Source organism: uncultured Bifidobacterium sp., assembly GCF_945269915.1.
In the GTDB taxonomy this organism is placed as follows: Bacteria; Actinomycetota; Actinomycetes; order Actinomycetales; family Bifidobacteriaceae; genus Bombiscardovia; species Bombiscardovia indica.
Map to the genome: position 1 here is coordinate 16,013 of NZ_CALYOY010000028.1, position 13,462 is coordinate 29,474.

9 protein-coding genes are annotated in these 13,462 nt (G+C 64.7%); 2 read left to right on the forward strand and 7 right to left on the reverse strand.

Annotated elements, in window-relative coordinates; translation table 11 throughout:
* Positions 1-27: 27 nt before the first annotated feature.
* Genes pknB through Q0K62_RS06270 form a run of 7 tightly spaced genes read right to left on the reverse strand, consistent with a single transcriptional unit; the run spans position 28 to position 8,975 of the window.
* On the reverse strand, positions 28-2,172 hold the full coding sequence (gene pknB, locus Q0K62_RS06240; protein WP_297317116.1) for a Stk1 family PASTA domain-containing Ser/Thr kinase: 2,145 nt from the start codon (positions 2,170-2,172) through the stop codon (positions 28-30).
* The gene (locus Q0K62_RS06245) at positions 2,169-3,158 is read right to left on the reverse strand and encodes a serine/threonine-protein kinase (RefSeq protein WP_297317117.1); all 990 of its coding nucleotides are present in this window, start codon (positions 3,156-3,158) and stop codon (positions 2,169-2,171) included. The genes pknB and Q0K62_RS06245 overlap by 4 nt, the downstream gene beginning before the upstream one ends.
* Complete coding sequence (locus Q0K62_RS06250; protein WP_297317118.1) at positions 3,155-4,618, reverse strand: penicillin-binding protein 2; 1,464 nt, start codon at positions 4,616-4,618, stop codon at positions 3,155-3,157. Before Q0K62_RS06250 ends, Q0K62_RS06245 begins: the two co-directional genes overlap by 4 nt.
* The gene (locus Q0K62_RS06255) at positions 4,615-6,147 is read right to left on the reverse strand and encodes an FtsW/RodA/SpoVE family cell cycle protein (protein ID WP_297317119.1); all 1,533 of its coding nucleotides are present in this window, start codon (positions 6,145-6,147) and stop codon (positions 4,615-4,617) included. Before Q0K62_RS06255 ends, Q0K62_RS06250 begins: the two co-directional genes overlap by 4 nt.
* Positions 6,144-7,709, reverse strand: a complete 1,566-nt coding sequence (locus Q0K62_RS06260) for a protein phosphatase 2C domain-containing protein (RefSeq protein ID WP_297317120.1) — start codon at positions 7,707-7,709, stop codon at positions 6,144-6,146. Before Q0K62_RS06260 ends, Q0K62_RS06255 begins: the two co-directional genes overlap by 4 nt.
* 6 nt (positions 7,710-7,715) lie before the next feature.
* Entirely contained in the window at positions 7,716-8,237 is a 522-nt protein-coding gene (locus tag Q0K62_RS06265) for an FHA domain-containing protein (RefSeq protein WP_297317121.1), read from the reverse strand.
* A gap of 33 nt (positions 8,238-8,270) precedes the next feature.
* Complete coding sequence (locus Q0K62_RS06270; RefSeq protein ID WP_297317122.1) at positions 8,271-8,975, reverse strand: DUF3662 and FHA domain-containing protein; 705 nt, start codon at positions 8,973-8,975, stop codon at positions 8,271-8,273.
* 288 nt (positions 8,976-9,263) lie between these two features.
* Between Q0K62_RS06270 and Q0K62_RS06275 the strand changes: the two genes are divergently transcribed.
* Positions 9,264-11,822: a prolyl oligopeptidase family serine peptidase gene (locus tag Q0K62_RS06275; RefSeq protein ID WP_297317123.1), complete on the forward strand. Its 2,559-nt coding sequence runs from the start codon at positions 9,264-9,266 to the stop codon at positions 11,820-11,822.
* 196 nt (positions 11,823-12,018) lie between these two features.
* Positions 12,019-13,350 carry a chloride channel protein gene (locus Q0K62_RS06280; RefSeq protein ID WP_297317124.1) on the forward strand — a complete coding sequence of 444 codons (1,332 nt, stop codon included), beginning with the start codon at positions 12,019-12,021 and terminating at the stop codon, positions 13,348-13,350.
* Positions 13,351-13,462: the final 112 nt, after the last annotated feature.

Sequence of the window (13,462 nt, forward strand, 5' to 3'; positions counted from 1 at the left end):
TACTGCGGTTTTGGGAGCTGACCCAGGTCAGTTGCTGGTTGTGACGGTCACGGCCTGGGTGCCATCGACCGATGTTCCCGGTGCCGGGCTGACGCCGGTCACCTTGGCGGTGTCCGAGTTCGGTCCGGACACGGAGACGTTGGTGATGCCCAGGGCCGAGAGCCTGCGCTTGTAACTGCCGAGGGTATCGCCATTGAACGGGGGGATGGGGCCGCCGGTAGTGGTCAGATTCACGGTGTCCTTGGCCTTGTCGATGGCGGTTCCAGCCGCCGGATTCTGAGCGGTCACCTTGGCGTTGTCATCGCCCGGGCCGGTGACGTTGATCTTGACGCCGTCACCCAGCTCCTGCTTGGCCTGGGCCAGGGTCTTGCCGATCAGGGATGGCATGTTCATCCCGCTGGATACGGTCAGGGTGATCATGGCGCCCTGCTGAATCGAGGAGCCAGAGGTCGGGTTGGAGCTGATGACCGTGTTCTTGGGCACCGTATTGGAGGCTTCCTCCTGGATGGTGATGTTGAAATGCTGGCTCTGCAGGATGTTGGTGGCCTCATCCTTGGACTTGCCGGCCACGTCTGGCACCTTGGTCATGCCCGAGGAGATGTAGAGCAGGATGCTGCTCCCCTGGGGAATACTCTGCCCGCTGGCCGGGTCGGTCCGGGTCACATGGTCCTTCGGCACGTCGGGGCTGTCTTCGACGGAGGCCGCCGGAGATACCTTGAAACCCGCCTTTTCCAGGGTCGTCCGGGCCTGGCTCTGGCTCTGTCCCTTGACGTCGGGTATGGCGGAATCCTTGGGGCCTGCGGAGAACCAGACGGTTACCGTGGACCCCTTGGGGGCCTGGCTGCCGCCCTTGGGGCTCTGCTTGGTGAAGGTGCCCTTGGGTTCGGAGGAATCGGTGTCCTCCTTCTCCTGGTACTTGAAGCCGGCGGCCGTGATTTTCTCCCTGGCCAGGATCTTCGACATCTGGTTGTTGATGGTCGGTACCGTGGCGGTCTGCGTATGGTCCCTGCCGAGGACGGCCCAGGCTCCCAGACCGATGGCCAGGGCCAGGATGGCCCCCAGGATGGAGCCGATGATGATCCTCTTCCTGCGCTTGGCCTTGTTCTGCGCCGCCCTGGAGGTCTTCTGGGCGGTGGCGATCGGGGCCTCACTGCGGGCGGGGGCCTCGATGGGGTTGAAGGCCTGTGTGGCTGCCGTGGCCTCGTCGGCCGGGGGGAGGGCGGCGGTGGCGGCCTCCTGCTCGGCGTCCTTCCTTGCCTTCATGTTCGAGAGGTCGGTCAGGGGGTTGAAGGCGGCGGCCACCGGGGTGCCACCGTTCATGTAGGCCATGATGTCGTTCTTGAAAGCCGTCGCCGTGGCATAGCGGTTCTGGCGGTCCTTGGCCATGGCCTTGGCGCAGATGGAATCCCACATCCGGGGCAGTCCGGGCACGATGGTGCTTGGCGGGGTGGCCACCTCGGAGACGTGCTGGTAGGCGATGGCCACGGCCGAATCCCCATTGAAGGGGGGACGTCCGGTCAGCATCTCATAGAGGACGCAGCCGGCCGAGTAGAGGTCGGAGCGCATGTCGACGCTCTCCCCCCTGGCCTGCTCGGGGCTCAGGTACTGGGCCGTGCCCACCACACCCTGGGACTGGGTCATGGTGGCGGCCGAGTCGTCCAGGGCCCGGGCGATGCCGAAGTCCATGACCTTGACGATGCCCTGTTCGGAGATCATGATGTTGCCGGGTTTGATGTCGCGGTGAATGATCCCCATGTGGTGGGAGTACTCCAGGGCGGTCAGGACTCCCAGCATGACCTGCTCGGCATCACGCTGGCTCAGGGCGCCGTTCTCCTTGAGAATGGCCCTCAGGGTCTGTCCCTTGACATACTCCATGACCAGATAGGGCACCCGCTCGTGGTTGCCCTGGTCATCGGTCAGCATCTCCTCGCCCGAGTCGTAGATGGAGACGATGTTGGGATTGTTGAGCTGGGCTACCGCGTGGGCCTCGCGTCTGAAACGGGAAAGGAATATCTCGTCGTTGGTGAGATCGGACCGCATGATCTTGACGGCAACGGTCCTGCCCAGGCGGGTGTCCAGGGCCGTATGGACCTCGGCCATGCCGCCGCGCCCGATCAACTGCCCGAGCTGGTAGCGTCCGTTCGCCAAGGAAGGAGGCAGGGTGATGCTCATAGGGTATCCCTTCGATTCATCGCTTCAGGACCGTCTGCAATGCTGTTTCCATCTTGCGCCCAGGGAAGGCTGAATAGGTTTTTCGCCACGTGGGGCTGGCTGATGATGCGCCTTGGACGGGGTGCATTGGGGTCTATCGTTTCCGTCTGTCCAACCTGTTGATCGAGCAGACGCTGCTCGATCTTGGCCATGGTACGGGAGACCACCAGGGCGTTCACCGGGCGGTCGCGCGGATCCTTGGCCAGCATGGACATGACGAAGTTCATCAATTGGGTGTCTACCGTATCGGGCAGGGGCGGCACCGGGTCGTTCACGTGTGCGGCGGCGATGTCGACCGGGGTGGCCCCGGTGAAGGGTCGGTGACCGCACAGGCCCTCGTAGGCGACCACGCCAAGGGAGTAGATGTCGGATTGGGGGGTGGCCTGGAGACCCTGGGCCTGTTCCGGCGAGATGTACTGGGCCGTGCCCACCACCATCCCGTCCTGGGTGATCTGTCCCTGGTTGGTGGAGTAGGAGACACCGAAGTCGGTGATCTTGACCTCGCCTGTGTCGGAGACCATGATATTGGCCGGCTTCACATCGCGGTGGATCACCCCGTGTGAGTGGGCCACGTAAAGACCCCGGGCCGTCTGGATCAGGATGGGCAGGAGCTCGATCGGGTCCAGGGGTCCCCGGGACCGATAGATGTCGGCCAGGGAGTCGCTGGGCACGTACTCCATGATCAGGAAGCCGATGCCGCCATGTTCGTAGTACTCGAAGAGAGCGGCGATGTTGGGGTGAGCCAGGTTGGCCGAATTGTGGGCCTCGGCCCGCAGCCGCAGGAGCTTGGACTCCTCGTTGGTCAGGTCGCCGCGCAGGGCCTTGATGGCCACGACACGTCCCAGTTCGATGTCATAGCCCTTCCAGACCTCGCCCATGCCCCCCTGGGCCAGGCGCCGGTCGAGACGGTACCGTCGATGGATGAGCTGTCCCTGTATCAGTTTCACTTGGCAGCCTCCTGCATCACGCTCTTCATGATAGGGCCGGCGATTTCCATCCCATAGGAGGAGATGCCGTGGACCACCACGGCGACCGCCACCTTGGGCTTGTCGGCCGGGGCGAATCCTATCATCCACCCGTCATTGGAGGTGTTGCCGTCGCCGATCTGGGCGGTGCCGGACTTGGCGGCCACCTGCATGCCGGGGATCTGCAGTTCCGGGTAGCTCTTGGTGGTCACCCCCTCCATCATCTGGGTCAGGGCCTTGGCGGTGTCCGTCGAGAAGGTCTGCGAGTAGACGGATGGTGTGGTTTCGCTGATGACGCTCAGGTCGCTGGAACGGACCCGGTCAACCAGGGTGGGCTGCATGAGTTTGCCCTCGTTGGCCACGGCTGCGGCCGTCATGGCGTCCTGAAGGGGGGTGGCCAGGGTATCACCCTGACCAATGGAGGCCAGGGCTATCCTGTCGGAGGTCTGGTCGCCGGGGAACTTGGAGGCTACGGCCCGCATGGGGGAACCGGTGGAGTTGGTCCCGTCCAGGGTGATCGTGGACCCGTAACCGAACTTCTTGGCCTGGTTTGAAATGGCCTTGCCGCCCAGGGAGACGCCCAGCTGGGAGAAGGCGGTGTTGGAGGAGTAGGCCAGGGCGTCCTGCATGCTGATCTTGCCGTTGGTTCCATTGCCGGTGGCCGTGGCGTTGGTCAGGTTGTAGGAGGTGCCGGGCAGGGTGTACGAGGCCCCCGCCGGGAGCTCGCTGTCAGGCTTGTATTGGCCTGATTCCAAGGCAGCCGCGGCCACGACCACCTTGAAGGTGGACCCTGGCGGGTAGAGCTGGGAGGTGGCCCTGTTCAGCATGGGGTTGTCGGGGCGGGAGGCCAGGTCCTGGTAAGCCTTGGAGGCGCCGGCGCTGTCATGGCCCGTCAGGGTGCCGGGGTCGTAGCTGGGGGTGCTGACCATGGCCAGGATCCGCCCGGTGGACGGCTCGATGGCCACGACCGATCCGGACAGGTTACCAAGCATCCGGTAGGCGGTCTCCTGCATACGGGGGTTGATGGAGGTCTCGATGGAGGCCCCCTTGTTCTGGGTGCCTGTGAAGAGTGACTTGACCCGGTCCATCCAGAGGATGTCGGACTGCCCGCTCAGGAGGCGGTCCCTGGAGGCCTCGATGCCCCGGTCGGCCGGGCTGGTGATCGAGTAGTACCCGGTCACCGGAGAGTAGATATCCCCGTTCTTGTATTTGCGCTGATACTGGAAGGAATCATCGGTGGGATCGGACTGGGCTATGACGGTCCCGTCCGAGGCCAGGATGGCCCCTCGGGGGGCGGCATACTCGTGGTAGAGGGCCCGCATGTTGCGTGGATCGGCGTTCAGGGAATTGGCCCGGACCACCATGATGATGGTGCTGGAGATGCCCAGGATGACGAAGAGGGCGATGACCGCATTGAAGAGCTGTCGCAAGGCCTTGTTCATGCTGCCCCTCCCTTCACCTGTCGGACCGGGGAACCGACGGTGTCTGCCCGGCTCTCGGTCTCGGCCCCACCCTGGGCGTGACGGCCTTCCGCCTTGCCGGATTGGCTGCCATGGCCTGCTGGGGACCCGTGGCCCTCCCTGTCGATCCCTTCCTCGGTCTCGTGCTGGCGCAGGACCGCCAGGGCCTCGTACTTGAAGGTATCGGAGGAGACCTCGGGAGCGGGCTTGTTGGCCGCGTTGGAGATGATGATCAGGAGGATGGCCAGGATGCAGTTGGCCACCAGGCTGGAACCGCCTGCAGCCATGTAGGGCATGGTCAGACCTGTCAAGGGGATGACCAGGGTGATGCCGCCCACGACCGTGAAGACCTGGAAGGCCATGGTGAAGACCAACCCCGAGGCCAGGAGCTTGCCGAACCCGTCCTTGATCCTCATGGCCGTGATCATGCCCGAGGCCACGATGACCAGATAGAGGGCCAGGACGACCATGAGACCGGAGAGACCCAGCTCCTCGCCAACAGAGGAGTAGATGAAGTCGGAATTGGCCAGAGGGGTAATCCAGGGGCGGCCCTGACCCAGGCCGGTGCCGGTCAGTCCGCCGGCGGCCAGGCCGAAGATGCCTCTGACCAACTGGCCGGAGCCCCCGAAGGCCTTGCTGTACTCGGCATCGCTGAAGGGGTGGAGCCAGGCATCGACCCTGGCCCCGACGTGGGCAAAGACCATGGAGGCCATGACGGCTCCGGCGACGAAGAAGACCGCGCCGATGACGATCCAGCTGGTCCGGCCCGTGGCCACGTAGAGCATGGAGACGAACATGGCGAAGTACATGAGGGAGGTGCCCAGGTCGTGCTGGACGACCAGGACCCCCAGGGAGATCATCCAGACAATGATGATGGGGCCGAGGTCCTTGATCCTGGGCATCCTCATGCCCAGGACCTTCCTGCCGCCGACGGCCAGCTGGTCGCGGTGGTCGAAGAGATAGGCGGCGAAGAAGAAGGCCAGGAAGAGTTTGGCGAACTCGCCGGGCTGGATGGTGTGGGACCCCACCCCCACCCAGATGCGCGCCCCGCCGATCTCACGACCGACGACGGGGAGCATGGGGGAGAGGAGAAGGACCAGGCCAACGACCATGCTGACGTAGGAGAAACGGCGCAGCACCCGGTAGTCCCTCAGGGTCACTACCAGGATGCCGCAGAGGACCAGGGCCAGGCAGAGCCAGACCAGCTGGGTCATGCCCACCTTGGTCGGACTGCCAATCTTGGCGTTGTGCAGGTCGATTCGGGTGATCAGGGTGATGCCCAGGGAACTCAGGATGACCAGGCTGGGCAGGATGACCTGGCTCCCGTAGGGCTGGAAGACCTCCAGGAGGGCCCAGAGCGCGATGAAGAGGACCGCCGTCACCAGGAGCATGGAGGTGAAGGAGCCGGGTATGCCCCCCCCGGTCCGGGCGAACATCTGGAAGAACCCGATGAACCCTACCAAAAGTGAAAAGAGCAAGAGCAGCAGGCGTCGCAGGCGTGTGGAGATCATGAGGAGTGCTGACCGCCCTCTGACTTGCCTGGTGATGACGAGGACGAGGCCGAGGGGGAGGCGACCGGCTTGGTCTTGCTGCTTCCGCTTCCCTGTTCCGTCTTCAGGTTTTTGGCCTCGCGCCTAATCAGGGCGGCATGCTCCTCGGCATCGGTCAAGCTGGAGACCGTGATGCCCTCGTCGAGCTGGTCACGCCAGGACTGGGGCAGGCTGCTCATCTTGATGTCGGTCGACTTGACCGGGTGGGAGAGGGGGACGGCGAAGGCCTTGGTGGGCACCCCTTGGTAAATGGTGACCCTATCGTTCTCCTGACCCAGATAGTACTGCTGCTGGCTCCAATAATAGGCGGCGGCCGTTCCGCCGACCAGGGCCACCAGGACCAGGGCCACGATGGAGGCCAGAATGAGACGGAGCCGACGACGGTGCGAGCGGTCGCGCCTGCGTTGTTCCAGGTGTTCCTTGTGGATGGCATCGGCCACATCGGGGTCGTAGGGATCGTCCGTCTGCGAGCCGTCCTCCTTGAGGATGACCGGAATCTCTCCCGTATCGGGCACGTGGCGCTCGCCGCTCTCCTCACGGGCGGACGAAGGCTGAACCATGACCCCTTGGGTCTCCTCTTCCTTGTCCAGGTCACCGCCCTGGGTCAGTGCGGCGGCCCGCTTGGCGGGTGACTCGTTGGATTCATCGCGGAGCCTGGGCGTGGCCGCGACCGGCTCGTCGAGGATGTCGGCCAGGGCCTCCAGGTTTGAGCTGGCGGCCCCACCGACAAGGGGGGTCTGGTGGGGAAGGTCGAAGGCATCGGCGTCCAGGGCCAGGGTGGCATCGGCGATGATAACGGTGACGTTGTCGGTGCTGCCGGCCTTCAGGGCCATGGTGACCAGTTGCTGGGCGCACTCGGCCTGGTCGGAGACCGATTCCAGGACCTCGGTGATGGTCGAGTCCTCCAGGACCCCGCAGAGACCATCGGAGCATAGCAACCACCGGTCTGCCGGACGGGCCTTGCTGATGGAGATGTCGGGCCGGGGGTCGATGTCGAAATCGCCCAGGACCCTCATGACCACGTTGCGCTGGGGGTGGCTCCTGGCCTCGGCCGGAGATATGCGGCCCGTGTTGATCAGATGTTGGACGTAGCTGTGGTCCTGGGTCATCCGTACCAGCTTGCCCTCGCGCAGGAGGTAGGCCCGGGAGTCGCCGATGTGGGCCAGAACCCAGGAGCCGTCGGCCAGGGCCAGGGCGGTGACCGTGGTCCCCATGCCCGAGAGACGGTGCTCCCGCTTGGCCTTTCCCACGATGGCATCATGGGCGGCGATGACCGAGGTCTCCATCATCAGGGCCAGGGATTGCGGGTCCTGATGATGGTCGTCACACTCGATGTGGGCCAGGGACCTGATGGCGATGGTCGAGGCCGTGTCGCCGCCGGCATGGCCACCCATCCCGTCGCACATGGCCACCAGGCGCTCGCCTGCGAAGGCGGAGTCCTGGTTGTTGCTGCGCACGTAACCCACATCGGAAACGGCCGTGGAATAGAGGAACAAGCGTTGTGATTGGTCGGTCTGGGTCATGGGCGCCTACCTCAACTCAAAAGTCGTGGCACCGATTCGGACGGGCACCTCGGCCGGCAGGATGGTCGGCGCGGTGATGCGCTGCCCCGAAACGATGGTGCCATTGGTGGAGCCCAGGTCTTCGATGGCCCACTGGCCGGTGGCCGGGTCCTCATAGACCCTGGCGTGGTGTCCGGAGACGAATTCGTCATCCAGGACAAGGGTGTTGGAGGAGGAACGACCCAGGGTGATGGGCTGATCCGAAAGCGGGGTGGAGGACCCGGCCAGGGGTCCGTCGATGACCACCAGGAGGGTGGGGCCTACCTGCTGCCCCGATGAGGGCTGGTTGACGAGGACGGGGGAGGTGGAACTGGCCGTCGAAGGTACCCGGCGGCGGGCTGCGCGTTCGCTGCGGCGGCGGGTATGTGAGGTATGGGGCGAGAAGGTCTCGATGTCCTTGCGCAGGGACTGGATTGCCAGCCAGACAAAGACCCACAGCAGAGCCAGGAATCCATATTTGAGGATGGCGAATGTCAGTTCGGTCAGCATAATGATTTCGACCTTACGTCAAGGTCTGGCTATTTACGAATCCTGTTCCTGTGAAGAAGCCCAGTACAGGATGCGGGTGCGGCCAATGGTGATGGTGTTGCCGTCAAGCAGGGTGGCGGCGGGAACCTGGTGTCCTTCCACATAGGTTCCGTTGGTGGATCCCAGATCGCGGGCGACCACGCCCTTGTCGGTGATTTCGATCTGGAGGTGGCGGCGGGAGATTCCTGCATCGTCGATGACGATGTCGCAGGAGGACCCACGGCCGATCGTGGTCTTGGGAGCGGTCAACAGGTACTGCCGACCGTTGATTTCAAGGACGGGGCAGTCCTTGGATTCGCTGGGGGTGGTGACTGGAGCCGCGTTGCCCTGGACGGACTCCGCGCTCAAGTGGAAGTCGCCCTTGTTGAGGTTAAGGTCCTCTTCGAAGATGACCACGACAGGGCCGACAAAAGCGTAATGCTGGCTTTCGGCATACTTGGTGAGATTATCGGCCAACTCGTTGGCCAGGGCTTCGGATCCCCACTGCTCGATCCTGTCGAAGTCCGGGGTGGAGAGTCTGAACCGGTACTCGTTGGGTGCCACCGTGCGGTCGCGACCGACGGGCATGGCCTGCGAGTCTATCTCGCGCTCAAGGGCGCTCGACAGGTCGACAGGCTGCAGATCCTTGGAGCCGAACTTCGAGAAGACACCGTTGACGGCACCTTCCACGCTCTTCTCGAAACGGTCGAGAACGCTCATAGTCATCCCTTTCTAATATAACCCTTTCATAGTACGTGACCGGGGGCAGGGTGGGGGATGAGCCTGAGGATACTTGCAATTTCTTCAATGAAGTTCGACCCTGCAGGCCTTATGGAAGGAGATGGGTGTCATCCGCCTCTGGGGGGTTGCTCGGGCGGCTATGCGGGGTCGAACCGGCCGAGGTGCCTTGATACGGGGATTCACCTTTGGGAGAGCGGAAGCCTATCATCGGTGCAGGTGCATGGTCTGATGGAAGGTCCATGCCGGAGCGCTTGGCAGGAGAAGAGCATGGTCGAAGAGGAGAACCCGAATAAACGGGAGTCCGGTCCCGTTTCGGCAATCGAGGACTTTCCGCGTATGAAGGCCCGCACCCTCAGGTTCACCCTGGGTGCCCCACGGTCCGCCAGGGCCATTGGGGACGGTTCCCGTGCCCTCTTCCTGCGCTCTGATGGGCCGGAGGATCTGGTGACCTCCCTCTGGCTTTCCTCCTTCGATGCGGATGATCACCACCATGAGGTTCTCCTGGCGGACCCCAGGGACCTCCTGGCCGATGCCGACGAGGAGGACGTCCCCGCCGCCGAACGGGCACGGCGTGAACGCTCGCGTGAAGGCGGGGAGGGAATCGTCTCCTACAGCGTGGACCGGTCCGGCAGCCGGGTGGTCTTCACGCTCGGCGGCCAGCTCTGGCTGGTCCAGATAGCCCGGGACGGCCTAAGCGCCTCGACCCGGACCCTGGGGCGGATGGAGGCCGACGGGAGCCGCCACTATGCAGGCCAGGCCATCCTCAACCCGACCATTTCGCCAGACGGGTTCAGGGTGGCCTATTCCACCGGTTCCTCCATGTTCATGGTCCTGATCGGCCGGGAGGCCGGTCTTGACCGTGAGTTCCCCCTGCTCGCCCTGGGTGCCGATGCCGGGCAGGAGACGAGTCTGGGACTGGCCGAATTCGTAGCCGGTGAGGAGATGGATCGGTACCAGGGATTCTGGTGGTCCCCCGACTCCGATGCCCTCCTGGTGGAGCATGCCGATGCCTCGGATGAGCCGGTCTGGTACATCAGTGATCCGGCCAATCCACAGGTGGCCCCCAAGCCCAGGCGCTATCCGCAGGCACTGACCAGGAATGCCCGGGTGGGGCTGGCCATGGTCAGCCTTGACAGGGAGGGCCGACCCTTCCGGGTGGGTGAGGTGGATTGGGACCACCAGGCCTTTGAGTACCTGGCTGTGGTCCGCTGGCAGGACGGGCATCAGCCCCTTCTTCTGGTGCAGAACCGCCGGCAGAGCGAAGACAGGATCTTGAGCGTCGAGGTATCGGCCCTTGTGGGTTCTTCTGACGACGGGAGCGAGAACCATCCGGCGGGCGAGGATGGCGAAGCCCCCCTGCTCGATTCGGCCAGGGCACCTCGGGTACCCACCCGTGAGCTGGGATCCCACATGAATGACCGGTGGATCGACATCGTGGAAGGGCTGCCGGCCTACCGCCCCGACGGGGGCCTGGTGGACGCCCTGATCGACACCCGGTGCGACACCACACGGCTGCAGGTGGACGGCAAGGCCTTCTCCCCGGCGGGATGCCAGATCAGAGAGGTCATCTCGATCGGCTCCAATGACATTCTGGCAATCGTTTCGACCGACCCGCGCAGTTTCGACCTGATGCGGCTGGGTTACGACGGCAGCGTTCACGTACTCAACCGGTTGCCGGGTCTTTGGACGGCCTCCCGGGCAGGACGGGGGATTGTGGTCGGGTGCCGTACCATGGCCTCGGCCCATGGGCAGATCAAGCACTGCTATCTTGGAGAGGATGACTGCCTTGACCGGTTGGGGGTTGACGGGCTGGGCCTGATTACCGATGACCGGCGGAAGGTCGCCGATGGTCCCGCCTCGACCTCGGAGGCCATGGCTGGCGGAATGTCGGCCGGCACCTCCCGGTCCAGCACCCAGACGGCGGCGGTCGGCCGCGACCAGGTCGATCCCGGCCACCTGAACAGTCTCGGGGCCTGGAGCGCAGTCCTGGCGGACCAGAGCAGCCAGCCAGGATTCATCCCCGATGTCGACTTCGTCCGTATGGGTGCCCACGGCCTCTTCGGTGCCATTGTTCACCCCTCGTCCGCCAGCCCCTATGCCGGGGCCGAGCACCTTCCCGTCCTCTTGAAACCATACGGGGGGCCGGGTGCCCAGCAGGTCCTCTTCAACCAGGCCTATTACTGGGAGTCCCAGTGGTGGGCGGACCAGGGCTTCCTGGTCCTGACCGCCGATGGGCGTGGCACTCCGGGCCGCGGTCCCGCCTGGGACAGGGCCATCTTTGAGGACATGGCCCAGGTGACCCTGGATGACCAGCTGGAAGCCCTCCAGGCGCTGCCTGACTTCGCCCCCGAGGCCGACCTGGACCACGTGGCCATGATCGGATGGTCCTATGGCGGCTTCCTGTCGGCCCTGTCCGTCCTCCGGGCCCCCGATCAGGTTCATGCGGCCTGTGCAGGCGCCCCGCCCACCGACTGGACCCTTTACGACACCCACTACACCGAGCGCTATCTGGGCATGGATCCCGAGGTCTACCGGCGCAACAGCATCATCGATGAGGCCCCGCTCCTGCGCCGGCCCCTGATGCTGATTCACGGGTTCGCGGACGACAACGTGAGTGTGGCCAACACCCTGCGTCTCTCCGGGGCCCTGATGGCTGCCGGGCGGGAGCATACGGTCCTCCCCCTGGCGGGGATCACCCACATGACCAACGATGAGACCGTGGCCAGGAACCTGCTGATCCTCCAGCGGGATTTTCTCTACAAGGCCCTGGGCATGGAGGACCACATGGAACCCTCGTCGGCCCCTGTCCCTCCCGACCTGGCCTAGGAGGTTCACAAAGCCGGGGCTCCCGTGCGGGTGGGAGGAAGGTTCCCTTCCCCTGGCCACGGAAGTCCCGGAATCATAGCGGGGGAGGGGCTTCGAATAGGCCCTGGCCCCGTTCCCCCCGCTGACTGGATCGGCCCGCATGACCAGTCTGGACAGCGGGTTTGGCAAAGGTGGACCTAGGGCTAGATTGGAGATCATGACCCAGGGATCGGAAAAGTCCGGCATTGACCGGGAGGGGGATTCCACTCCCTCCCCGGCCGGTCGTTCCCTGCCCAGACCCTGGATGCTGGCCCTGTCGGTCCTGGTCCTGGGATCCCTGGTGGGTCTGTCTTCCGGTCTCCTGGCCCTTTTCTTCGAGTGGGCCCAAGGAACCGTCCTGGGATTCGTCGAGTCTCCGGGAGTCTCCACACCCTTCCGGGTGCCGGCTCCGAGACGTATCGTCTCCGTGCTTATTGGCGGCCTGGTTGCCGCCCTGGTCTGGTGGTTCCTGCGCAACCACACCCGCAAGGTGCCCTCGGTGGACCAGGCGGTCAAGGGGGCCGATATGCCTTGTTGGCAGACGGTCCTGCATGTGCTGACCCAGATCTTCCTGGTGGCCGCCGGTGGTTCCATCGGCCGGGAGGTGGCCCCCCGTGAGGCCGGTGCCATGCTGGGTGGCCTCTGGTGGAGGGTGGCCCCCCGCCTTGGTCTGCACAGGGACGACAGGTCCCTCCTGGTGGCAGCGGCCGCCGGTGCCGGCTTCGCCGGAATCTATACAGCCCCCCTGACCGGCACCTTCTTCGGCATCGAGGTGCTCCTGACCCGAATCGACATGACGGCCGTCATGGTCACCCTGGCCATGTCATGCCTGGCCACCCTGGTGGGGGGATCCGTCAAGGGTTTCGACCCCTACTATCTGGTGGGTCACGATTCCTTCTCCCCCTGGTTCATGGCCTTCGTCCTCCTGGCCGGACCGGTCATGGGTCTGGCCGGCGCAGGCTTTCGCCGGTTGACCGCCTGGGCCCAAAACCACCGGACCACAGGGCCTGCCATCCTTTGGCAACTGACCGGAGTGGCCCTCTTGACTGGCCTGGCGGCCATCTGGATGCCCGAAGTCATGGGGAACGGTCGGGCCCTCGCCCAGACCGGCATGAGCCAGAAGATTGTTTCGGCGGGCTCCCCGGCATCGCTCCTGGCCCCGGTGGCCACCCTCCTGGTCATGGCCCTGGCCAAGGCCGTCCTGACGGCTGCCACCATCGGGGCCGGTGCCTCGGGGGGAACACTGACCCCCTCCATTGCCCTGGGCTCCAGCCTTGGTGCTGCCATGGGCCTGGTAATCGTCTGGTGGTTCCCGGGTCTGCCCCTCTGGCAGTGTGCGGTGCTGGGCGCCGCAGCCCTCCTGGCAGCCTCCCAGCAGGCCCCCCTGATGGCCATGGCCATGGTGATGGAAGTATGCCGTCTCCCGGTCGGGGCCTTCATGCCGCTGGGACTTGCCGTGGTTCTGTCGGTGGCGGTATCCCGCGTGTTGCTTACCGGTCGGAGGTCATGATCGACCGGGTCATGGTCGTGATTCCTCCGGGAGCTGCTTCCGAACGATTGGATCGGAGGAATCAGCCGGTCGGACGGTGAAATGCATCGTTGTGCACTTGTCCAGGGATGCG